Consider the following 20,547-nt stretch of genomic DNA (forward strand, 5'->3'; position numbering starts at 1 on the left):
GATCGGCCTATATTTTGCGCATTAAAACCAGCGTCGCACCCGCTTTAAATAGGCTTCATATGCTTTGCCGAACTTAGCTCTCAGCATGCGCTCTTCTGGCTCGATTTGAAACCGGTTCATATAAAGCACGTAGACTATCAACCAGGGCACCACAGCAAGGTTTGCCATTCGCAACGCAAGCGCAATCAGGATCAACAGAAAGCCGAGATACATTGGATTACGGGTCCAGCGATAAATGCCACCCGTGACGATCGCCGAACTCTGCTCCGGCTTACGCGGATCAACTGTGGTTCTGGCTTTACGAAATTGCCAGACCCCAAGCACTGCCAACACCAGTCCCAGCAAGGCAATAGCCGACGCCGTCTGCGGATAAGCAGCTAACGGCCAGTCGATAACCTGAGCAGTGGTATACATGCCCAACGCAACCAGTAAAACAACAATAATAGGGGGGATCTTCAGCTCAAGCTGGCTCATATTCTCGTCCGTTTTTTGATACACTGCGGTTATGTCACACAACACTATTACCATCAATCAGCAACAGCAGCCACTGGATCACCTCGAGTCGGTCTGGCTGTTCGGTTATGGCTCTTTGATTTATAAAGCGGACTTCCCTTATTTGCAACGCAAGCCAGCAAGAATTCACGGTTGGCAGCGACGCTTCTGGCAGGGCTCACATGATCACCGCGGCACCCCCGAGGCTCCGGGACGGGTTGCGACCCTGGTTGAAGCGCCTCAGCATAGCTGTGATGGCATGGCCTACGAAGTAACACCGGATGTTTTCGCGCATTTAGATCACCGTGAAAAAAACGGCTACCTGCGCATTTTTACCAGGTTTGACTGGCTCGACGGCAGCGGCCAGGTCGAAGGCCTGGTTTACATTGCCGGCCCTGACAATGAAGCTTATCTGGGCGAAGCATCACCACAACAAATTGCCCGGCACATCGCGCGTTCGAAGGGCCCCAGTGGACCCAACAGTGAGTATTTATTAAAGCTTGCCGACGCCCTGCGAGAGCTGGGTGAACAGGATGAACACGTATTCGCCATCGAATCCGAACTGAAAAAGCTTCTTGCTTAAGCTTTTTTAACGAATTCAGTTTTTAATTTCATCGGCCCAATGCCATCGATTTTACAATCGATGTCGTGATCACCTTCATCGGTCAGGCGAATATTCTTCACCTTGGTACCGACTTTCACCACCAGCGATGAGCCCTTTACTTTCAAATCTTTTATTACGGTGACCGTATCGCCGTCCTGCAGCTCATTGCCGTTAGCATCGCGATAGGTTTTACCAGACTCAGTGATGGGTTCGTTCGGCGACCATTCGTATGCACACTCAGGACAAATGAGCATGGCGCCATCGGCGTAGGCGTAGGGTGATTCACACTGTGGACAAGCGGGTAATTGACTCATTGAGCTAAGACCTATTGGGTTTTTCAGAAATATAGATGGTGATGGTGCCTTCAATAACAACGGTACCATCATCGCGAAAGCCTTTTACCACGACGTCGAGGTCCCCTGCCTGCCAGGCATCGACCGGTGTTTCAGCCGTGATGCGAATGTCGCTATTGGCTTTTGCGGTGTAATTTACCGTCATCCCCTTGGGTATCCAGCGTAAATGTTTGGGTATGCTTGCTTCAGCGAGTGCGCCCATGGCCATTTCCAGGCCGTTACAAAGGGCAATGGCATGCACGGTGCCAATATGGTTCTGAACAGCCTTGCGTTTGCGAAACCGCAACTCACAGTAATTCGGCTTCAGCTCAGTAATCAGCGGTTTAATGGTCCTGAAGTAGGGTGCTTTGCGAGCAAATAGTGCCGAAAACAGCTGCCGCCCAAAGGGGTAAGCAAGGCACTTGTGGTAGAGCTTGAGAAGGTAGTTGTCAGCCATGTTCAGTGCTTAAATGTTAAGTAATAAGAAGCCGATACCAATACGGTTCTGCCGATGATTGTAGTCAATCAACGTCTCGCCGTAGCCCGAGAAAAACTGGATATAAAAGCGCAGGCCATCGGGTTTACTCGAATTCACCGGATGCGTGAAATCAAGTTGCCAGGAGCCGCGGTCCCATGAAAGCTCGCGGGTTTTACGGGTTAAACTGTAAGTGCTGAGTTGATTGCGCCAGGAAATTTGATTCTCAAAGTTTCCGCGAAAACGTATTAAATCTGGATTGTCATCTTCGTCGCCCACTTCGTTGACACGCTGCTTCCATGTGGTTTCCCACAGCACATCGCCCCACTCAATAGCACCACCGAAATGAAAGTAGTTCCAGCTGCGTGAATCCGGTTTGGTCTGGCCGTTGGACTCGTGGGCAAAACCGACTTTCGCAAATCTGATCCGCGCATCACCCGGGATAAAATCAAATTTGTCAGACCAGGGCAAAATATAAAACACATCGGGGTTGTAATTGGTGCTGCGAAACGGCGATGAATCATCGGAATTCCACGCCTGCCATAACGATACCTGCGAATAGGACACCCACAAATCGGCATTGGGCAGCAACAAGTTCTCAAAAAGCTTCGTCCGCAATGAAATCTGCAGCTTAACTTCGTTCGGCTTATAGCTCTCTAACGGCTCCGATGGTCCGCGGGTAGGCGACTGAGGCTGGGTATTGATGTTGGAACTATGATGGATCGGCAGCAAAAAATTAGGTCGATAAGTGCGTAATTGAAACACCCCTCGTTTATGCTCTTCGTCAAGCTCCCAAAAGCGCGCCACCAAATCTTCTTCATTGAATTCCTCTGAGTTCAACCCTTGACTCCAGGCATGCACGGGGGTCATCGACATTATGCCCACACCAACTACCCCAGTTAACCACGCTCGCCACATAATGCTTCCTTACTTGATACGATAGCGCTCGATAAGCTCGGCACCACAAAGTTTTGCTGGTGTATAGTAACCGCCTTGCGGGGTTTCAGCTAACACATGCTGCGCTACATCGACCGCGCCATGGCTCGTAAGCTTGTAACCGTTCATTACTTTTTCACGTAAAGATACCTTTTCGCCCTGGGCATTACTGGCCTCGCCCCAGACACAGGTCAGCGCTTCTTCCAGCTGCTTCTCACTCGGTCCTGCCGGTTGCTGTTCCACTTTCTTCTCGAGCCAGTTTTTCACCCATTCGAAGCGCAGTACCCAGCGCAGGTAATTCATCCGCTGCAAACGCTTCACCAGCTTTGGCGAAGCAGGTATAAAGACTTCGATGTTTGGAATAGCAGTGGTGTAATAGGCAGTGGCAACGTCGCCCCAGGGAATCGTCATCGCGAATTTTTCACCATTACCAAAATCTATGGTGCGGGTCTTGTAAGCCAGCGGAACCGTTTCAATTTTACCATCGCGGCGCACTGCACCACCTTCGCCCAGACGACGCACACTGGTTTTTGCCGTGCCACGGCTCATTCGTGATGCCGAGTCAAACCCTAACGTCAGGTGATTCGCATCTGGCAGCTGTTCTTTCAGCCGCGCGGCGACACAGTCCGTGGGAATCACATCAAAACCAACGCCCGGACATAACACAATGCCTGCGCGCTTAGCTTCATCATCTTTGCTGTGAGCGTACTCAAATACTGCCAGTTCACCTGTGATATCAAGGTAATGGGTACGCGTCGCAATACAAGCATCGATCATCGGCGCCGCAGTCACCTCAAAGGGGCCGGCACAATGCACGACAAGGTCCATTTCGCCAAGCGCCTGCCGCAACGCGACCTCATCTTCCAGGTTGACCACGTCATAGGGAAGTTCCAGCCGTTCAGCGACAGCTTTTAACTTTTTCTCGTTGCGTCCAGCAAGCAAAGGTTTCAGGCCCTGGCTTTTCGCGTAGTTGGCCACCAGCTCTCCGGTATAGCCATAAGCTCCATAAATCATCCACGTCATGCTGCACACTCCATACTTATTTGTGTTGGTTATTTGCGCTGATTATCTACATACTCTTCCGCATTTTTCTGGCGTGCGGCCTGAGCTACCTCTTTAGGTACGATGGTTTGACCTATTGGCATTAAAGCGATCACCGCAAGTTTTAGATGCTGAATACCAAAAGGAATGCCAATAATAATAATAAAGCAGGCGATGGCAGCAAAAATATGACCGATAGCCAACCACCAGCCAAAAAAGATCAGCCAGAGAATATTGCCCAGTGTACCAAATGCGCTGGTGCCAATGTCGTCTTTCTGCTTTAACGCCCGGCGGTTGATCGCTTCATAACCAAACGGGAAGAATGCGAAACGGCCAATCACGAAACAGGCACGCGCCCAGGGGATCCCGATAATGGTAATGAAAGCCACCAAGCCAGCTAACCACCAGCCTAAGCCCATCACCAGACCACCGAAAATGAACCAAAGAATATTTCCTAATAGCGCCATAATTCCCTCTTTTACCGTCCAGTTTACCTTGTTATTACTTTCGCACAGATCAGAGATTACGCAAAGCTGACGTAAATTGACTCGCAAATTTACAATTTAGAGCTACCCTTATATGCGGAAGTTAATTGTAAAAACAGGGGGTTAATTTATGAAAAGTACAAATCTTTTAGCGATCATCGCATTATTGTCGACCTTATCACTAACGGCTTGCAGTCAGGCTGAACAAGACCAGGCTGAAGATCAGGCCGATCAAACTATGCAGCAGGCTGAAGAGGCAGCTGAGGATACTGGCGATGCAATGGAGGAGGCAGCTGAAGAAACCAAAGAAGCCGCCAACAACGCCATGGCGTATGCCGAAGATAAAACAGCCGAAGCGGGCGATTTCCTGAGCGATGCAGCTGTTACAGCCCGGGTAAAAGCAGCATTTGTCGAAGCCGGTGCGATTGATGCGATGGCAATCAATGTCGAAACCATTGACGGCAATGTCGTGTTAAGTGGCGTCGTGCCAACCGCAGAAATGGCTGATCTCGCCGCTCAACTTGCAGAAGGTGTAGAGGGCGTAAAATCGGTGGAAAATGACATTGAAGTTCAAGGCTACTAAAAAACTGATGTAAAGCTATGATACAAAGGTGGCTCTGTGCCGCCTTTGTTGTTTTTGATACGCAGCTATCAGTGGAGAAATTGCTATGACTTCAGATTACACGCCACCTAAGGTTTGGCAAAGGGATCAGGAAAGCGGAGGCAAGTTTGCCAAAATCAATCGCCCTGTCGCCGGCGCCACCCATAAGCAAGAACTTCCGGTCGGTAAACATCCCTTGCAGTTATACTCGTTAGCAACACCGAACGGCGTCAAAGTGACTATCCTGCTGGAAGAGTTGCTTGCCGCCGGCTATTCACAAGCGGAGTACGACGCCTTTCTCATCGACATCACCGAAGGCGACCAGTTTGGTAGTGGCTTTGTCGAGATTAACCCAAACTCCAAAATTCCGGCGTTAGTTGACCACAGCACCAGCCCGCCGACGCGGGTATTCGAATCAGGTTCGATTCTGCTTTATTTAGCCGAGAAGTTTGACGCTTTTCTGCCAACACAACATGGCGCACGCACGGAAACCTTAAACTGGTTGTTCTGGCAAATGGGTACGGGTCCGTTCCTGGGGGGTGGCTTTGGTCACTTCTATGCCTATGCCCCAGAAAAGTATGAATACCCTATCAATCGCTACACCATGGAAGTCAAACGGCAGTTTGATGTACTTAACCGACAACTTGCCGATCATCGCTATATCGCTGGCGATGCCTACACTATTGCCGACATGGCGATTTGGCCCTGGTACAGCGCAGTAGTAAATAATGAAGCCTATGACGCCGCAGAATTCTTACAAGTACATGAGTACGAGCATGTGGTGCGCTGGGTCAATGAGGTTGGTGAGCGTCCGGCCGTGCGACGCGGCAGAATGGTGAATCGGACCTGGGGCGATGAAAACGAACAAGTGAAGGAACGTCATAGCGCCACTGATTTTGCTGGGAAGAACTATGAATAATCGATGGGATGAACGCTATAACACGGATGAATACGTTTATGGCACTGCACCTAACGACTTCCTGTTGCAGCACGCCTCTGATCTGCTGGCGGCCTACGATCACCCACATGTGTTGTGCGTCGCCGATGGCGAAGGACGAAATTCTGTCTATCTGGCCGAGCTCGGGGCTCAGGTGTGTGCGATGGATATCTCCCGGGTGGGACTGGACAAAGCACAGAAATTAGCAGCGCAGCGGGACGTCAGTATTCAAACCGAATGTGTCGATCTCACCGAAACGCAACTTCCGAAAGCCCATTACGACGGCATTGTCGCCATCTTCTGCCACCTGCCAAGTGCCGCACGAGCACACCTTTACGAGGAAATTGCCGCCAGCCTCAAACCGGGTGGTTTCTTTTTGCTCGAGGCCTATACGCCAGCTCAACTAGACAATGAAACCGGCGGTCCGAGCGATGCCGATCTTATGGTTTCGCAGACGGAACTGGTCAGGGCGTTTAAAGGCTTTGAAGTGGAAATCAGTCAGGAGCTTGAGCGCGAGATTCACGAAGGTGACCGCCACAATGGCACCGGGGCCGTATGTCAATTCATTGCGCGTAAACCCGCCGCGCGGGAGCAACGTTATCAATTTACCGCCAACCGCGGCAAAGCCTCACATAAACTCCGCTATGTGGAAAGCTCTGCCGACAGCGACGGTGATTGCACTTTGTGCAAAGGCCCTTTGACCAGCGGTGACTAAATTCCATGATAATTCTTCGCAACTAAACCATAATGCCCATATACACGTAAACGATTGATCTGACTTAGTTGGTGGAGAGAACTGTTTTGAAAATTTTAACCTTGGCTGCGCTAATTCCCGCATACCTACCCTTTAGCTTGCTGGCGCAGGAGAACCCTAAGCCTGATGAAATCATTCAGGTGCATGGTGCCGAACAGGAACTGGTGTTACCCAGCGAAGAACCGATCGAAGGTATCTTCGGCAGTGCCGATACGTTGCGCGAGATCCCGCGTGCTGCCACGGTTATCACGGAATCGCTGATGCAGTCGGCCAATATCGATGATCTGCATGATATCACGCGCTTTGCACCAAACAGTCACGCCGCTGCGGGCTTTGGTAATCCGTCATTGCCGAGTTTACGCGGTCAGTTAGGGGAATTGTTTGAAGGCGGTATGCGTCGCCAGGCAGGGAATAATGGCCTTGGTATTCCGTTAACTCTGAACCCTATCGAGTCTATCGCGGTAGTTAAAGGTGCCCCGCCAGTCATGCTTGGCACCACACAACGGGTGGGTGGTTTTGTACAACTGCAACCTAAGCGTGCACAATTAAATACCTCCGGCACATTGCTGCGGGGCAAACTTGGTGAATGGCAACAGTACCGCTTGCAGGTCGATCACAATCAGGTGTTAACCAAAGACGAATCTGCCCTGCGTGTCAGCGCGGAAGTTATTGACGAAGACAGCTTTTATGACTTTACCAAGCTGCGCAGTAACGATCTGTTTGTCGCGTACGAATGGCAGCCTAATACGGCGACACGCTGGTCTCTTGGTGTTGAGTACTATGACGTCAGCTGGACCGATAATGCGGGTATTAACCGTCCCACCCAGGCGTTAATTGACGATAATTTATATATCACCGGCCAGGGCCAACAACCAAATGGCTCTTTTGTCCCGGGCGCGTTTGCCGTGGTGAGCCCCACCGGGCAGATCGAAATCGACCGCAGCCGGGTACTGACCGATCCGCTCGATACGAATAGCGCAGAGACACTGATACTGCACTCGAGTTTGAGCCATCAGCTGAGCCAGCAGTGGCTCATGGTCAACCGCAGTTATTATCAGCACCTTGACCGCGAGGGCATCAATCAGAATAGCTTTGTCGAGATTATTGATGGTGCACAAACCTTTGAACATCGTCTCGAGTTGCACTATGCCGAACACACTGTGTTTGGCGTCAATATGCGCTATAACGATGTACTCGGTTACAGCCAGTTCACCACCGAAGCGGATCTGCCGATAGACTTGACAGGCAACCTTTCGCAACGCCGGATCCCGCTTACCGCAGAGCAACAGGCGCGGCTGGTCGAGTTACGGCCGGGTGTCTTTGTCTCACCAGGCACCCAATACGACCTCAATAACGACGGCGTGGGTGATTTTAATCTTTCCGACACGACCGACTCCACCAGCTATCAATGGGGCATTTTTGCCCAACATAAATGGCAACTGACTGAGCGCTTGCTGGCCACTTTTGGGGCACGCGCAGATTACTACGATGTTGAAGCCCAGGATGCTATTCCGCCAGCCGGAGTAACACCAGGTCGCGATACCCACAACGAGTGGCTAAGCGCGGCCAGCTTTGCCTTGCAGTACGACATTAACAATGAGCTGATGCTCTATGCGACCGCTTACGACAGCGACTCGACATCGAATTCGATGGCCGGTGGCACGGTACTTAACGCGAATCAGGAAATTGACCCGCAGAATTTTGCCACCGAAAACCGACTGTACGAGCTTGGTGTGAAATACGCACCGGCAGGCGCACGCTGGTACGCCGATGCGGTGTTATTTGATCAGCGTCGCAGCCTGCGTAACCGCGACGGTTCCAACAGTGGCATCCGTACTGAAGGCTTTGAGGCACAGTGGCATTATGACCGGGGTAACGGCTTCTGGGCGACGGTTGCAGCCAGCTACATTGATGCTTATTACGATAATTCTGCGGCGTTCCAGGGGACCCGGCAGGTCGCTGACGCATTTGATGATTCACGGCCTGATATTATCGAAGGTACCGGAGTCGGCGCTCCGAATTTTGCCGCTTTCCCACCGTCCTATCAGCAGTTGCAGGGCGTTCCTGAAGTCCAGGCCTCAACAGTCGTGGGCTGGCGCTTAAACGAACAATGGACCGTCGGCGGTGACTTAAGTTACACCAAGTCATACCCACTGGATTACCTCCAGACGGTGTTTATCCGCGATCAGCACCAGCTGAATTTGTCTACTGAGTATCGCTTCAGTGAGCGACTGCGGGCGCGTATCGATATTATCAACGTGACGGATCAGGATAACTGGGCACCAGTCTTTGAAGGTGGCTACTTTGGCGCCACCCTTGCGTTCCCATCATTACCCCGCCATGCTCAATTGAGCTTTAGCTACAACTTCTAATTGAACCGGAGATCGCATGCCGTATAAAAAACTACTGTTTATCGCCATTATCATTGCGCTGGTAGGCAGTGTTTTTGCATTTGACCTGACTCAGTATTTAACCCTTGAGCAACTTAAACAGCAGCAACAAACGCTGAATCAATTGTTCAACGAGCGCCCGATTTTTTTGTTGGGGGTGTATTTTGTTATTTACGTCATCTCAACTGCTCTGTCGATACCCGGTGCCACGGTTCTAACCCTGGGCGCTGGCGCAGTCTTCGGCTTCGCCTGGGGTTTGCTGCTGGCATCTTTTGCCAGCTCGGTCGGCGCATTACTGGCTTTCTTAAGTGCGCGCTGGTTACTTCATGACTGGGTGCAAAAGAAGTTTGGTAAGCGACTGCGGGCGATCAATGAAGGCATTGAGCGCGATGGTGCGTTCTATCTGTTAAGTTTGCGTCTGGTGCCATTATTCCCGTTCTTTGTTATCAACCTGGTTATGGGTCTTACCAAGATTAAGACCTGGACCTACTACTGGGTCAGTCAGGTCGGTATGTTGTTAGCAACCGCGGTGTACGTGAATGCAGGCACCCAGCTTGCGGAAATTTCAAGTTTAGGCGATATCCTTTCTGTCGATGTACTCGGTGCTTTAGTGCTGCTCGGTCTAATGCCGTTGCTTACGAAGTTTATTTTAAGCTTCCTGAAACGCCGCCGCGCTTATGGCGGCTTTAGCAAGCCCAAATCCTTTGACACTAACCTTGTTGTCATTGGTGCAGGCTCGGCGGGGTTAGTAAGTGCTTACATTGCTGCGGCTGTTAAAGCTAAAGTCACCCTGATCGAGAAGCATAAAATGGGTGGTGACTGCCTGAATACCGGTTGTGTGCCATCGAAGGCCTTATTACACGTTGCCAAAAGCATTCGCCAGACCCGTGAAGCTGAACAACTAGGGTTGGCCAGTCGCATCGAAGCAATCGATTTTGCCAAAGTGATGGATAACGTACAGCAGGTGATTGCGCGTATCGCACCGCACGATTCCGTTGAGCGTTATACCAAGCTTGGTGTCGACGTCGAGCAGGGGGAAGCGACCATCGTTTCGCCATGGCAGGTAAAAGTACAAAACCCTGATGGCGAAAAAACCATAAGTACCCGTAGTATCATCGTCGCTACAGGCGCACGGCCATTAGTTCCTGATTTTCCCGGACTTAAGCAGGTGGATTACCTGACGTCGGAGAACCTGTGGCAGCTACGTGAACTCCCGAAGCGCCTGTTAGTGCTCGGTGGTGGCCCTATCGGTTGTGAGCTGGCACAAGCGTTTCAGCTACTGGGTAGTCAGGTTACTGTGGTGGAAATGGGTGCACGTCTGCTTGCGAATGACGACATCGACGCCGCAGCTCTGGTCCAAAAACAATTGCGTGACGACGGCGTGGAGTTACGGTTAAACCATAAAGCGAAGGAATTTAGCGAGAAAAATAGTGAACGGGTGCTTATCGCTGAACACGAAGAAGAAGACGTAGAACTGCCGTTTGATCGTGTGCTGATTGCGCTTGGTCGACAGGCTAACCTGGAAGGCTTTGGTCTTCAGGAACTGGGCGTCGAAACCGGCAAAACGCTTAAAGTTAACGAGTTGCTGCAGACAAACTTTCCTAATATTTATGGTTGTGGTGATGTTGCCGGCCCGTATCAATTCACCCATGTTGCTTCGCACCAGGCCTGGTATGCAGCGGTAAATGCGTTGTTCGACCCATACAAGAACTTCCGCGTCGACTATTCAGTTATTCCGTGGGTGACCTACACCACACCAGAGGTAGCCAATGTCGGACTGACCGAACAGGCTGCGACTGACCGGGGTGTGGATTATGAAGTCACCGAATACGACATCAGCGATTTAGATCGTGCTATCGCCGATCAGCAAGCCTACGGCCGCATCAAAGTACTTACCGAGCCCGGCAAAGATAAAATTTTAGGGGTGAATATTGTCAGTGCCCAGGCTGGCGAGTTGCTAGCTGAGTACGTGCTCGCCATGAAGCAGGGTATCGGCCTGAATAAGATTCTCGGCACCATCCATAGTTATCCGACGATGGCTGAAGCCAATAAATCGGTCGCCGGTAACTGGAAGCGGGCGCATGCGCCAGAGAAACTTTTGAACTGGGTGCAAAAATTCCACAGCTGGCGCCGTAAATAACAGGTGTGAATATGGCTTTAGCGAACCTTTTAACCGAAGTACGAGCCTGCCGACACTGCGAAGCTGAGCTTCCCTGTGGGCCCCGCCCCGTCGTGCAGGCGTCAAGTTCAGCCAGGATCCTGGTCGCAGGCCAGGCTCCGGGCCGACGCGTGCACGCATCTGGATTACCTTTTGATGATGCCAGCGGCGATCGACTCCGCAATTGGTTAGGCGTCGACCGTGAAGCGTTTTATGACCCGCAGAAATTTGCCATCTTGCCCATGGGGTTCTGTTATCCCGGCACAGGCAAATCCGGCGATTTACCGCCGCGACCTGAATGCGCGCCGCTATGGCGTCGTCGGCTACTCGCTGAGCTGCCCAAACTCGAGCTGGTGCTGGCCATCGGCCAGTACGCTATACGCTGGCATTTGTATGATCAGGGACTGGGTTCGCGACGCGATAATCTGACCCAGACCGTGTCGCGCTGGCGCGAATTCTGGCCACACGTATTGCCGATGCCCCACCCAAGTCCCCGCAACAACATCTGGCTTAAACGTAACCCCTGGTTTGAAGCTGAGGTGGTACCCGAACTCCAGCAACGGGTGCATTTACTACTCAACCGTTAGCTATGGTAAAATACGCCCGTTGTTAACGAGGAGAGTTTAATGAGCAGTTGCTGTGGCATCGATACCCAGGCGCAAATTGACAGTGCACAACGCAAATTGCTGTGGACAGTTTTAGTTCTTAATGCGGTGATGTTTTTTGTTGAGTTTATTGCGGGGTGGATCGCCCAGTCAAGTGGCCTCATTGCTGACTCGTTAGACATGCTGGCCGACGCACTGGTTTACTCTGCTAGCCTATACGCTGTTGGCAAGACCCTGAAACACAAAGCAAATGCAGCACTTCTGAATGGTACCCTACAGCTCGTTTTGGCCAGCCTCGTTATTCTTGACGTTATTAAACGCATGATTTTTGGCAGCGCACCGAATGCCGACATGATGCTGTCTGTCGCGTTTCTAGCGCTGGCGGTGAACGTCGTTTGCTTTGCGCTCCTGTACCGCTTCCGTAATGGCGACCTCAATATTCGCGCCAGCTGGATCTGCTCACGTAACGACATGCTCATGAATGCTGGTGTTATTTTCTCAGCCTTACTCGTCAGTTCACAGAACGCTGCATGGCCAGACTTGCTGGTTGGCCTGATGATTGCAGGCATAGTGATCGTTTCAGCGGTCGGTATCGTCCGCAATGCACTGCAGGTGCGCCGCGGCGAAGCTGATAAGCTCGCTGATTGCTGCGGGTAACAAAAAACTATTTAACCATAACCTTACCGCCGACAATCTTGTAAGCGGGGGTGCCACGGATCATGGTTTCGCGGGCAAACTCCTGACCACAGCCAGGGCAAATGCCGACGTCGTTAGTGTGATTTTCTACGATACGCTCGACGAAGCACTTCACCAGCGCGCCTTTGCCGCCTTTGCGATACTTGTAGAGTGGCGCGCGGCATTTGCTACAACTGATTTGAACCGTTCGAAGAGGTTGTTTTTTGCGAGGTTTAGCCATGCCGAGTCATGTTACTGACTGGCATGGCAATTGCAATTACAATTGAGAACTGGGGTTAGAGAAGCTAACCCAATCAGGCTCGCTTTAAAGCCCTAACGATAATTAACAAAACAATAGCGCCTATAGTGGCTACAATAATACTGCCGATTAATCCGCCATCGCTGGACAGCCCAAGCAGACTGAATAAAAAACCACCTAACATTGCGCCAATAATGCCAATAACAATGTTACCAAGGATGCCGAAGCCACCGCCTTTTACCAGCGTTCCTGCTAACCAACCGGCAATAAGGCCTACCAGTAGAAACCATAAAAAGCTCATTGGATTTTCCTTTTTGTTTAAGACACATAGTGAAATAACTACCTCTTAAACATAGCAAAGAATGCCCAAATTGGTAGTTTCTAACTGGGTCTTTACCAACGAGCCAGGGTATTCAGAGCTTTATCCGTGTTAATAGAGGCTAGTGTCCAGGCCACACCAAGAAAAATGCAAACACCATGGGTCAGGGAACTATCGAAGTTGATAGTCACGAGGAAGTCAATCAGCCACGCAAGAAGATAGGTCGCACCGATAGCGGGCAAACTAATGACAGCCAACACTGCCAGGACAATAATTACAGCAAGGAATTTTTTAAGGTACAACGTCATGAAATACTGCTTTGTAGGTTAATAGGGCTATATCGCAGCGAATGCGATAACGACTTTCATCTTAAGGCTGTTCGGTTAGCGTTAATCGCAAGCCAAACTCTCCGATCGTGACCTTTGCTGGATGGCTCGCCTTAACTAAAAAACTTGGAGCTATAGACCCACCGGCGGAGTTAATTTGAGTATCCACCAGAAATTCAGAGTTCTGCTTACGTATAGTCAGGGCGACTTCATAGCCGTCATCGCCACTTACGCTGACACTTGCCGGCACGCCGTCCTGTACTACTAAACTTGGTGACGCTGTTACCTGATTATTGTGCAGCAGGTCAACCGCCACATGATAATCCTCTGCACTCACCGCATGCACCGCGCTCGCCGCCAACGCAAAAAAACCAGCTATAAGAGCTTTAACCTTCATCCCATCATCCATGTTGTATTGTTGTTGCATGTAGTAGAACAAATGTAATTTGTACCCTTTCCGAAGTCAATTATTTATTGGTTTTGCAATGGACGTTGATGCACCGCGGTATCGGTGTGCTGATGGAAAGACATCACTTTACCATTTTCAAATTTCCAGACATGAGCGAAAGGAGCCTTAAAGCTTTTTCCTGTGGCTTTAAAGGTGCCGCTATACTCGCCCAAGGCAACTACGGTATCGCCTTCAGTAATGAACTCACCAGGTATTGCCTCGAAACCGTCCCATTCCCCGCCAAGCTTCATAAAAACATTTTCTACTACTGCGTCCGGACCAATAAAAATCCCGCCATAAGGACCTCCCTCCGCTTCGGTCCAGCGGATATCCGGAGAAAACGTTGCTAACACCCCGGGTATATCACCTTTCGCGAAAGCTTTGTAAACATTGCGTACTGAGTTCAGGTTGTTGCTCATAACATCTCCATTAATGAAACGGGTAGCGCTTCTATAGTTAGAGAATAGATGAGATCTCCTGAAAAAGTTAACTTTCCTTGCTGGTGTTTTAAGTGCTTTAGTTATGTGGTGTAGTATTAAGGTATCCCTTTTGTACGGGAGGGGCAGCACGTTTAGGAAACTGACCCATCACGTGAATTGGAGGAACAGATCAATGAACGTTAATGCCAGCAAAAAACAACTTCCTGTTGATAAAGCGCGCCGCTATCTTGAGCCCGGCCCAGTCATTCTGGTGTCGTCGCACCACGACGGCGAGTCCGACGTCATGACCCTTGGTTGGCACAGCATACTGGACCGATCGCCATCACTGGTGGGTTGCATCATTTCGAAGAAAAACCATAGCCATCACTTAATCAAACAAAGCCGGGAATGTGTCATCAACTTACCTACGACAGATCTTACCGAAAAGGTGATCGGGATAGGCAATACCACTGGTGCAGAAATCGACAAGTTCTCCGAATTTGAGCTCAGCACGGAGCGCGCGCAGAAGGTGGGGGCACCGCTAATCACAGATTGCTATGCCAACTTCGAGTGTCGCCTCTACGACGACAGTCTCATCGAACGCTATAACTTTTTTATCCTTGAAATCGTGGCTGCTCAAGTCATGACCGAGCCCGAATACCCAACAACTCTGCACTATACGGGCGACGGCATCTTCATGGTCGCCGGGGAGATGATTAACCGCCGGGAGCTCTTTTCAGAGCATATGCTTGATTAACCCGCTTATCAGATCCAGACATCGTTTTGTGCGGTTTTGCTACTTCCAGCGTCGCCAGTATTGACGACGCCGCGCGGTTCAATCAGCAAAACCTTAGCCTCGGCAGCCGCGTAGGGCTTGTGCTCTACGCCTTTCGGGACCACGTACATTTCCCCTGCCGCCAAATCCACATGCCCATCGCGAAAGTCGATTCTGAGATGACCCTCGAGGACAATAAAGGTTTCGTCGGTATCTTTGTGATCATGCCAGACAAACTCGCCCTCCAGCTTTACCACCTTAAACTGGTAGTCGTTCATCTCAGCGATCACTTTTGGTGACCACTGCTCGTCAAAGAGCCCGAACTTGTTGTCAAAGTTTATTGCCTGATAGGTCATTGGAACTCACTATTTTTGCTACTTGCGCTCTAAGTGACGCCTTTGGTTTTGTTGCAACTTCACGATTTAGCTTCCAACAATTCCCGAAACGGGGCAGGAAGTAATGACCGTGATTTCTTTGTAATCGTTTTTTCATGCTTTTGCCAAAGAATACCCAGATAAATAATCCCGAGTCCAACGGCAGTTAATGCAATCGGGAACAGCCAGCTGTCTTCAAACACATCAAAGGCTAAATAACCAAGATAACAAGCGCTGCCAATAGCGCCAAACACGACGAAAACCCTGCGAATCAATAAGGCACCAACGCCTATCATTATCAGATTAATGCAGAAATAGATGAATTTTGATAACTCGCTATCAGAGTACTGTAATGACAGACCGCCCCAGAATGCGATAACTCCAAAGATATAAATCCAGAAAGCATAATCGGCTTTTTTATGTGATCGGATATCAACCCAAAAAGCTAATCCGATCATTAGCAGGCCTAAATACAAGGACACAAGCTTTCTCAGCTCCCAGTCGGCATCTCCGCCTGAAATCATGGCCGTAATATCCATTGTCATATACCAAAGCGTAACTGCGATTGGCATGATCAAAAACGGGTATTTGTACTTCCACCCAATAATGATCCCAACCGCTAAGGTACCCAACTCCATGTATAGCCAATGCCACTTGATATATCTGTGGTAATCCCTATAAACGCTTTCATCGGGCCAGACGCCGAGCCACTGCTGGAAACCATAAATAGCCAATGGCGTTAAGCAAACGACAAATGCTGCGCAAATGCCTGCTGGAATAACCAGATTCTTTGCCGCGAAAGAGTTCGTTACTTTTAAGCCAATAACAGCATAAACAATAGAGATCGCTACGATTCCGGGACCGCCGAATGACTCCCAGCCTAAATTCATAAATACGGTCATCGCGCCAATAGCGATAAGTCCACCCAGGTAATAAAGGATATGGGTAAAAGTAAATCTCGGAACGTCCTGGGACTGAGCATCTAAAAACTCGTAAAGCCTTTCTGCTTGCTCAGCAGAAATTATATTCTTATCCGCTGCATCACCTAATTTCTTTTTTGTCACATCCATGATGGTTCTCTATGTTTGGTTGACCTGCTGTCACAGAATTCCCAAGGTAGTTCCGTTTAGGACAGTGCTCACGAGTGTGAGCTGAGCAGCTTTCGTTTGCACGTTATTCAAGTAACGCCATTGAGTTTAGGTTGAATTGATACACAGAAAATGAATCGTCCTCTTCTTTGAGGGTTACTGTAATAGTCGCTTGACCATTTTCATAATTTGCCGGGACGACATAAGTAACAAATGTTCCTGAGCCACCACCAATAAGCGCTTTAGAGGTCACCGAACTAAATTCATACTGACCTAATTCGACAAGTTCTCCCATTTTCGACAAAGTACGGACAACTGTATTCAGGTCTTTTTCACTAACATCTGCAAGCACTGACGGTGTTAAATACTTCTTCATTGCGTCCGTTTCCCATGAGGAGATTTCAGGGATCGCAACATCAAGATAGGGGATAGCCGTTTTCTCGTAAGTCGACGACTTATAGCCACTCCAAACACCAATGATGACAAACAGGGTAATTAACGAGAGGATTGCGATTCCAAGTCCTTTTAAAACCTTCTTAAACATAACTATCCTTAATGTATGTAACCCTTGGTGGATGCAATTACCGGCTATGGAGATAATCGACACCCCCACGATGTTCTAATTATGTAACAGAAGATAAGTTAATATTATCGACAGGGCAAGAGCAACTTAGATGCTATTGTGAGGAACTAACTGCTAGCTGCTTGTTTCGGTAGATTTGTTTTAAAGGAAAGCCACAAAAAAGGGCTCTGAAGAGCCCTTTTTTAAACCAGCAAGCCGTTACTCCACCGTCACCGATTTCGCCAGGTTACGCGGCTGATCCACGTCGGTGCCTTTGATGATGGCAACGAAGTACGACAGCAGCTGTAGCGGGATGGTGTAGACGATAGGTGCAATGAGTTCGTCACAATGGCTGACGTTAATCACGCGCATGCTGTCATCGCCTTTGAAGTGGGCGTCTTTGTCAGCGAACACGTACATGATGCCGCCACGGGCGCGAACTTCTTCAACATTCGACTTCAGCTTCTCGAGCAATTCATCATTTGGCGCGACCACAATCACCGGCATTTCGGCGTCGATCAGAGCCAACGGGCCATGTTTCAACTCGCCGGCAGCGTAGGCTTCTGCGTGAATGTAGGAAATTTCTTTCAGCTTCAACGCGCCTTCCATAGCGATCGGGTATTGCGAGCCGCGGCCAAGGAACAGGCTGTGGAACTTGTCGGCAAACTCCGGTGCCAGCGCTTCAATTTCATCGCTAAGCAGCAATGCTTCTTCAAGTTTTGAAGGCAGGGCTTTCAAAGCGGAGACGATATGTTGCTGTTTGTCGCCCGATAAGCCGCGTGACTGACCCAGAGCCAGCACCAACATCATCAGCCCCACCAGTTGCGTAGTAAAGGCTTTGGTCGACGCCACACCGATTTCAGTGCCCGCACGGGTCATGTAGGCAAGGTCCGATTCGCGCACCATTGACGAGGTCGCCACGTTACAGACGGTTAGCGAGCCCTTGTAGCCGAGCTCTTTCGACAAGCGTAAAGCGGCGAGGGTGTCTGCGGTCTCACCTGATTGTGAAATCGTCACCAACAGGCTGTTCGGATGCACATGCGACTGCCGGTAGCGGAACTCGGAGGCTATTTCGACGTTACATGAAACGCCTGCCAGCGCTTCCAGCCAATAGCGTGCAACCATACCGGCATGGTACGAGGTACCACAGGCGACAATTTGCACGTGCTCAATGTCTTTTAGCAGGTTCATCGAACCTTCACCGAAAGCATTGTCGGCAACTTTACCCTCTACCAGACGGCCTTCGAGGGCATTACGCACGGCGCTTGGCTGTTCGTGGATCTCTTTCAGCATGAAATGCCGGTAGTTACCTTTACCACCCGCATCGTACTGGCCGTCAGACTCATGGATCGCACGTTCAGTGCGCTGTCCGTGTTTGTCATAGACTTTCACATCGGTACGGGTGATATCCGCCATGTCACCTTCTTCGAGGTACATAAATTTGCGGGTCACCGGCAACAATGCCAGCTGATCCGAAGCGATGAAGTTTTCGCCGATACCCAGGCCAATCACCAGCGGGCTACCTGAGCGCGCCACCACCAGCCGTCCCGGATCCTGGCAATCCATTACCACGGTGCCATAGGCGCCATGCAGCTGTTTTACCGCTGCTTGCACCGCTTCAAATAAATCCGCGTGGGTTTGTTTTTCGTGATGCACCAAATGGCAAATGACTTCGGTGTCGGTATCAGAGCGGAATTCATACCCTAAGCCGCGCAGTTTCTCGCGCAGTTTTTCATGGTTTTCAATGATGCCGTTATGCACCACAGCAATACAGTCATTGGATATGTGCGGATGGGCATTGGCTTCGGTCACACCGCCGTGCGTTGCCCAGCGGGTGTGCGCAATGCCTGTGGTGCCGCTAAGCGGATGCTCACCCACTGCATCTTTCAGTTCCTGTACCTTGCCCGTACGGCGCAAACTTTCGATTACGCCGCTATCAGTTAATACAGCCAGGCCCGCTGAATCGTAACCACGGTACTCAAGACGTTTCAGCCCTTCTAATAAAATCTCACTAATGCGGCGCTCTGAAGTGGCGCCTACAATTCCACACATACTGCTTATCCCTTTTTCTGTGGCCGTTCCCAGCCAGTAATATTGCGTTGCTTACCACGAGCTATCCCAAGCTCGTGGTCGTCGACGGTTTTGCTGATGGTCGAACCTGCACCTACCGTCGCCTGCTTGCCGATGCGAACCGGCGCCACTAAAGAACTGTTGGAGCCAATGAAGGCACCATCGTCGATCTCAGTGGTAAATTTATTCACGCCATCATAATTACAGGTGATGGTGCCGGCACCAATATTCACACCTTCACCGATAATGGCATCACCTAAATAGGTCAAATGATTTGCTTTAGAGCCTTTGCCGAGACGAGTCTTTTTCATTTCGACGAAATTGCCAACTTTGGCGCCTTGCTCAAGTACTGAGCCCGGCCGTAAACGGGCATAGGGTCCTACTTCGCACTGCTCCGCAACTTGTGCATCTTCGACAATGCTATGCGATTTAATCCGGCTGCCGGCGGCAATGCTGCAGTTCCGTAAAATGCAGTTGCTCTCGATAACAACGCCTTCACCCAGCTCGACATGGCCTTCAAAAATCACGTTTACATCAACGACGACGTCGTTGGCGATGCTCACCGTACCGCGCACATCAATGCGTGCCGGATCAAGTAGGGTGGCGCCGTCCATCATCAGTTGTTCGGCCTGACGTTGTTGATAGGCACGCTCTAATGCGGCCAGTTGCACACGGTTATTGGCACCTTCAACTTCGTGGATATCGCGGGGCTGGGTCGAGGCAATAGCAACGCCTTCCTGTGCCGCCATGGCAACGATATCAGTCAGATAGTACTCACCTTGTGCGTTGTCGTTGGAAAGCTGGCCTAACCAACGTTTCAGCGCTTTGCCCTGAACCAGCATCATGCCGGTGTTCGCTTCGGTAACCTGGAGCTGCTCTGGGGTGGCATCTTTTTGTTCAACAATACCGGTAATTTTGCCCTCGGCATCACGCAAAATACGACCATAGCCGGTCGGATCGGGGAGGGTGACGGTCAATAACGCAAGGTCGGTTCGACTGCCGGCGTTAACCAGATCCTGCAGGGTTTCCACGCGGGTCAAGGGCACATCGCCGTATAAAATAAGCACATGCTCGTCGTCGTTCACGTGCGGCACGATTTGCTGCACCGCATGCCCGGTACCAAGCTGCTGTGCTTGTTCAACAAAACTCAACTGTTGCCCACTAAGACGCTCAAGTAACGCCTCAGCACCGTGGCCGTAAATCACATGAATGGCGCTCGTATCCAGTTGCCGTGCGCTGTCGATCACATGTTGCACCATAGGTTTATGGGCAACCGGATGCAGCACTTTTGGCAACGCCGAACGCATGCGGGTGCCCTTACCAGCGGCAAGAACCACTACACTCAATGCCATGAATCCTTCCATTTTTTCGGTTGGTGAATCTGAAGGCCCTATTCTAGCTAGATTACAGGAAATTAACAGG

25 protein-coding genes are annotated in these 20,547 nt (G+C 50.4%); 9 read left to right on the forward strand and 16 right to left on the reverse strand.

Annotated elements, in window-relative coordinates; genetic code table 11:
- Positions 1 to 21: 21 nt before the first annotated feature.
- Positions 22 to 474 (reverse strand): methyltransferase family protein, encoded by a 453-nt coding sequence (locus CWI69_RS06090; RefSeq protein ID WP_126762930.1) that lies wholly within the window; start codon positions 472 to 474, stop codon positions 22 to 24.
- Between the two features lie 31 nt (positions 475 to 505).
- On the opposite strand from CWI69_RS06090, the gene CWI69_RS06095 reads away from it, so the two are divergent.
- Positions 506 to 1,075: a gamma-glutamylcyclotransferase gene (locus CWI69_RS06095; RefSeq protein ID WP_126762932.1), complete on the forward strand. Its 570-nt coding sequence runs from the start codon at positions 506 to 508 to the stop codon at positions 1,073 to 1,075.
- On the opposite strand, the gene CWI69_RS06100 is transcribed toward CWI69_RS06095, so the two are convergent.
- From CWI69_RS06100 to CWI69_RS06120, 5 genes are read right to left on the reverse strand one after another with little or no spacing between them, the layout of a single operon-like run.
- A complete protein-coding gene (locus tag CWI69_RS06100; protein WP_126762934.1) occupies positions 1,072 to 1,410 on the reverse strand; it encodes a zinc ribbon domain-containing protein YjdM in 339 nt (112 codons plus the stop codon). The two genes, CWI69_RS06095 and CWI69_RS06100, sit on opposite strands and share 4 nt — an antisense overlap.
- A 4-nt stretch (positions 1,411 to 1,414) precedes the next feature.
- On the reverse strand, positions 1,415 to 1,885 hold the full coding sequence (locus CWI69_RS06105) for a hotdog fold domain-containing protein (protein WP_126762936.1): 471 nt from the start codon (positions 1,883 to 1,885) through the stop codon (positions 1,415 to 1,417).
- Between the two features lie 9 nt (positions 1,886 to 1,894).
- Positions 1,895 to 2,821 carry a phospholipase A gene (locus CWI69_RS06110; RefSeq protein ID WP_126762938.1) on the reverse strand — a complete coding sequence of 309 codons (927 nt, stop codon included), beginning with the start codon at positions 2,819 to 2,821 and terminating at the stop codon, positions 1,895 to 1,897.
- A 9-nt stretch (positions 2,822 to 2,830) separates the two neighbouring features.
- Complete coding sequence (locus CWI69_RS06115) at positions 2,831 to 3,862, reverse strand: saccharopine dehydrogenase family protein (protein WP_126762940.1); 1,032 nt, start codon at positions 3,860 to 3,862, stop codon at positions 2,831 to 2,833.
- Between the two features lie 29 nt (positions 3,863 to 3,891).
- Complete coding sequence (locus CWI69_RS06120) at positions 3,892 to 4,347, reverse strand: YccF domain-containing protein (protein WP_126762942.1); 456 nt, start codon at positions 4,345 to 4,347, stop codon at positions 3,892 to 3,894.
- Between the two features lie 148 nt (positions 4,348 to 4,495).
- Between CWI69_RS06120 and CWI69_RS06125 the strand changes: the two genes are divergently transcribed.
- The 7 genes from CWI69_RS06125 (at position 4,496) to CWI69_RS06155 (ending at position 12,467) form a co-directional block, all read left to right on the forward strand.
- Complete coding sequence (locus tag CWI69_RS06125; RefSeq protein WP_126762944.1) at positions 4,496 to 4,948, forward strand: BON domain-containing protein; 453 nt, start codon at positions 4,496 to 4,498, stop codon at positions 4,946 to 4,948.
- Between the two features lie 85 nt (positions 4,949 to 5,033).
- Positions 5,034 to 5,885: a glutathione-dependent disulfide-bond oxidoreductase gene (gene yghU, locus CWI69_RS06130; protein ID WP_126762946.1), complete on the forward strand. Its 852-nt coding sequence runs from the start codon at positions 5,034 to 5,036 to the stop codon at positions 5,883 to 5,885.
- Complete coding sequence (locus tag CWI69_RS06135; protein ID WP_126762948.1) at positions 5,878 to 6,618, forward strand: class I SAM-dependent methyltransferase; 741 nt, start codon at positions 5,878 to 5,880, stop codon at positions 6,616 to 6,618. Before yghU ends, CWI69_RS06135 begins: the two co-directional genes overlap by 8 nt.
- Positions 6,619 to 6,704: 86 nt before the next feature.
- Positions 6,705 to 9,029, forward strand: a complete 2,325-nt coding sequence (locus CWI69_RS06140; RefSeq protein WP_157984244.1) for a TonB-dependent receptor — start codon at positions 6,705 to 6,707, stop codon at positions 9,027 to 9,029.
- Between the two features lie 16 nt (positions 9,030 to 9,045).
- Positions 9,046 to 11,187: an FAD-dependent oxidoreductase gene (locus CWI69_RS06145; protein ID WP_126762950.1), complete on the forward strand. Its 2,142-nt coding sequence runs from the start codon at positions 9,046 to 9,048 to the stop codon at positions 11,185 to 11,187.
- 11 nt (positions 11,188 to 11,198) lie between these two features.
- A complete protein-coding gene (locus CWI69_RS06150; RefSeq protein WP_126762952.1) occupies positions 11,199 to 11,792 on the forward strand; it encodes a uracil-DNA glycosylase family protein in 594 nt (197 codons plus the stop codon).
- Between the two features lie 39 nt (positions 11,793 to 11,831).
- Entirely contained in the window at positions 11,832 to 12,467 is a 636-nt protein-coding gene (locus CWI69_RS06155; protein ID WP_126762954.1) for a cation efflux transmembrane domain-containing protein, read from the forward strand.
- A gap of 7 nt (positions 12,468 to 12,474) precedes the next feature.
- Here the strand turns inward: CWI69_RS06155 and CWI69_RS06160 are convergent, their stop codons facing one another.
- The 5 genes from CWI69_RS06160 to CWI69_RS06180 form a co-directional block, all read right to left on the reverse strand.
- Complete coding sequence (locus CWI69_RS06160; protein ID WP_126762955.1) at positions 12,475 to 12,726, reverse strand: hypothetical protein; 252 nt, start codon at positions 12,724 to 12,726, stop codon at positions 12,475 to 12,477.
- Positions 12,727 to 12,799: 73 nt separating this feature from the next.
- Positions 12,800 to 13,045, reverse strand: coding sequence for a GlsB/YeaQ/YmgE family stress response membrane protein (locus tag CWI69_RS06165; protein WP_126762956.1), 246 nt, complete (start codon positions 13,043 to 13,045; stop codon positions 12,800 to 12,802).
- 92 nt (positions 13,046 to 13,137) lie between these two features.
- On the reverse strand, positions 13,138 to 13,371 hold the full coding sequence (locus CWI69_RS06170; protein WP_126762957.1) for a hypothetical protein: 234 nt from the start codon (positions 13,369 to 13,371) through the stop codon (positions 13,138 to 13,140).
- Positions 13,372 to 13,432: 61 nt separating this feature from the next.
- Positions 13,433 to 13,786, reverse strand: coding sequence for a hypothetical protein (locus CWI69_RS06175; protein ID WP_126762958.1), 354 nt, complete (start codon positions 13,784 to 13,786; stop codon positions 13,433 to 13,435).
- Between the two features lie 74 nt (positions 13,787 to 13,860).
- Positions 13,861 to 14,256, reverse strand: coding sequence for a nuclear transport factor 2 family protein (locus tag CWI69_RS06180; RefSeq protein ID WP_126762959.1), 396 nt, complete (start codon positions 14,254 to 14,256; stop codon positions 13,861 to 13,863).
- Between the two features lie 193 nt (positions 14,257 to 14,449).
- Here CWI69_RS06180 and CWI69_RS06185 point away from each other — a divergent pair, with 193 nt between their 5' ends.
- Entirely contained in the window at positions 14,450 to 15,013 is a 564-nt protein-coding gene (locus tag CWI69_RS06185; protein ID WP_126762960.1) for a flavin reductase family protein, read from the forward strand.
- An 8-nt stretch (positions 15,014 to 15,021) separates the two neighbouring features.
- Here CWI69_RS06185 and CWI69_RS06190 read toward each other — a convergent pair whose 3' ends face one another.
- The 5 genes from CWI69_RS06190 to glmU all read right to left on the reverse strand — a co-directional run bounded on the left by CWI69_RS06190 (position 15,022) and on the right by glmU (position 20,477).
- Positions 15,022 to 15,387 carry a cupin domain-containing protein gene (locus tag CWI69_RS06190; protein WP_126762961.1) on the reverse strand — a complete coding sequence of 122 codons (366 nt, stop codon included), beginning with the start codon at positions 15,385 to 15,387 and terminating at the stop codon, positions 15,022 to 15,024.
- A gap of 59 nt (positions 15,388 to 15,446) precedes the next feature.
- Complete coding sequence (locus CWI69_RS06195) at positions 15,447 to 16,475, reverse strand: DUF2157 domain-containing protein (protein WP_126762962.1); 1,029 nt, start codon at positions 16,473 to 16,475, stop codon at positions 15,447 to 15,449.
- 103 nt (positions 16,476 to 16,578) lie between these two features.
- On the reverse strand, positions 16,579 to 17,037 hold the full coding sequence (locus CWI69_RS06200; RefSeq protein ID WP_126762963.1) for a hypothetical protein: 459 nt from the start codon (positions 17,035 to 17,037) through the stop codon (positions 16,579 to 16,581).
- Between the two features lie 237 nt (positions 17,038 to 17,274).
- Entirely contained in the window at positions 17,275 to 19,107 is a 1,833-nt protein-coding gene (gene glmS / locus CWI69_RS06205) for a glutamine--fructose-6-phosphate transaminase (isomerizing) (protein ID WP_126762965.1), read from the reverse strand.
- Between the two features lie 5 nt (positions 19,108 to 19,112).
- A complete protein-coding gene (gene glmU / locus CWI69_RS06210) occupies positions 19,113 to 20,477 on the reverse strand; it encodes a bifunctional UDP-N-acetylglucosamine diphosphorylase/glucosamine-1-phosphate N-acetyltransferase GlmU (protein ID WP_126762966.1) in 1,365 nt (454 codons plus the stop codon).
- Positions 20,478 to 20,547 lie beyond the last annotated feature (70 nt).

The sequence above is a fragment of the Pseudidiomarina halophila genome (assembly GCF_003987215.1).
In the GTDB taxonomy this organism is placed as follows: Bacteria; Pseudomonadota; Gammaproteobacteria; order Enterobacterales; family Alteromonadaceae; genus Pseudidiomarina; species Pseudidiomarina halophila.

Excerpts from the sequence above, each read along its gene's own strand:
- CWI69_RS06160 (WP_126762955.1), bottom strand. The coding sequence starts at position 12,726 with ATGGCTAAACCTCGCAAAAAACAACCTCTTCGAACGGTTCAAATCAGT.
- CWI69_RS06200 (WP_126762963.1), bottom strand. The coding sequence starts at position 17,037 with ATGTTTAAGAAGGTTTTAAAAGGACTTGGAATCGCAATCCTCTCGTTA.
- glmS (WP_126762965.1), bottom strand. The coding sequence starts at position 19,107 with ATGTGTGGAATTGTAGGCGCCACTTCAGAGCGCCGCATTAGTGAGATT.
- CWI69_RS06175 (WP_126762958.1), bottom strand. The coding sequence starts at position 13,786 with ATGAAGGTTAAAGCTCTTATAGCTGGTTTTTTTGCGTTGGCGGCGAGC.
- CWI69_RS06135 (WP_126762948.1), top strand. The coding sequence starts at position 5,878 with ATGAATAATCGATGGGATGAACGCTATAACACGGATGAATACGTTTAT.
- CWI69_RS06125 (WP_126762944.1), top strand. The coding sequence starts at position 4,496 with ATGAAAAGTACAAATCTTTTAGCGATCATCGCATTATTGTCGACCTTA.
- CWI69_RS06105 (WP_126762936.1), bottom strand. The coding sequence starts at position 1,885 with ATGGCTGACAACTACCTTCTCAAGCTCTACCACAAGTGCCTTGCTTAC.
- CWI69_RS06090 (WP_126762930.1), bottom strand. The coding sequence starts at position 474 with ATGAGCCAGCTTGAGCTGAAGATCCCCCCTATTATTGTTGTTTTACTG.
- CWI69_RS06165 (WP_126762956.1), bottom strand. The coding sequence starts at position 13,045 with ATGAGCTTTTTATGGTTTCTACTGGTAGGCCTTATTGCCGGTTGGTTA.
- CWI69_RS06170 (WP_126762957.1), bottom strand. The coding sequence starts at position 13,371 with ATGACGTTGTACCTTAAAAAATTCCTTGCTGTAATTATTGTCCTGGCA.
- CWI69_RS06100 (WP_126762934.1), bottom strand. The coding sequence starts at position 1,410 with ATGAGTCAATTACCCGCTTGTCCACAGTGTGAATCACCCTACGCCTAC.
- CWI69_RS06190 (WP_126762961.1), bottom strand. The coding sequence starts at position 15,387 with ATGACCTATCAGGCAATAAACTTTGACAACAAGTTCGGGCTCTTTGAC.
- CWI69_RS06095 (WP_126762932.1), top strand. The coding sequence starts at position 506 with ATGTCACACAACACTATTACCATCAATCAGCAACAGCAGCCACTGGAT.
- CWI69_RS06180 (WP_126762959.1), bottom strand. The coding sequence starts at position 14,256 with ATGAGCAACAACCTGAACTCAGTACGCAATGTTTACAAAGCTTTCGCG.
- yghU (WP_126762946.1), top strand. The coding sequence starts at position 5,034 with ATGACTTCAGATTACACGCCACCTAAGGTTTGGCAAAGGGATCAGGAA.
- CWI69_RS06150 (WP_126762952.1), top strand. The coding sequence starts at position 11,199 with ATGGCTTTAGCGAACCTTTTAACCGAAGTACGAGCCTGCCGACACTGC.
- CWI69_RS06185 (WP_126762960.1), top strand. The coding sequence starts at position 14,450 with ATGAACGTTAATGCCAGCAAAAAACAACTTCCTGTTGATAAAGCGCGC.
- CWI69_RS06155 (WP_126762954.1), top strand. The coding sequence starts at position 11,832 with ATGAGCAGTTGCTGTGGCATCGATACCCAGGCGCAAATTGACAGTGCA.
- CWI69_RS06120 (WP_126762942.1), bottom strand. The coding sequence starts at position 4,347 with ATGGCGCTATTAGGAAATATTCTTTGGTTCATTTTCGGTGGTCTGGTG.
- CWI69_RS06145 (WP_126762950.1), top strand. The coding sequence starts at position 9,046 with ATGCCGTATAAAAAACTACTGTTTATCGCCATTATCATTGCGCTGGTA.
- CWI69_RS06115 (WP_126762940.1), bottom strand. The coding sequence starts at position 3,862 with ATGACGTGGATGATTTATGGAGCTTATGGCTATACCGGAGAGCTGGTG.
- glmU (WP_126762966.1), bottom strand. The coding sequence starts at position 20,477 with ATGGCATTGAGTGTAGTGGTTCTTGCCGCTGGTAAGGGCACCCGCATG.
- CWI69_RS06110 (WP_126762938.1), bottom strand. The coding sequence starts at position 2,821 with ATGTGGCGAGCGTGGTTAACTGGGGTAGTTGGTGTGGGCATAATGTCG.
- CWI69_RS06195 (WP_126762962.1), bottom strand. The coding sequence starts at position 16,475 with ATGGATGTGACAAAAAAGAAATTAGGTGATGCAGCGGATAAGAATATA.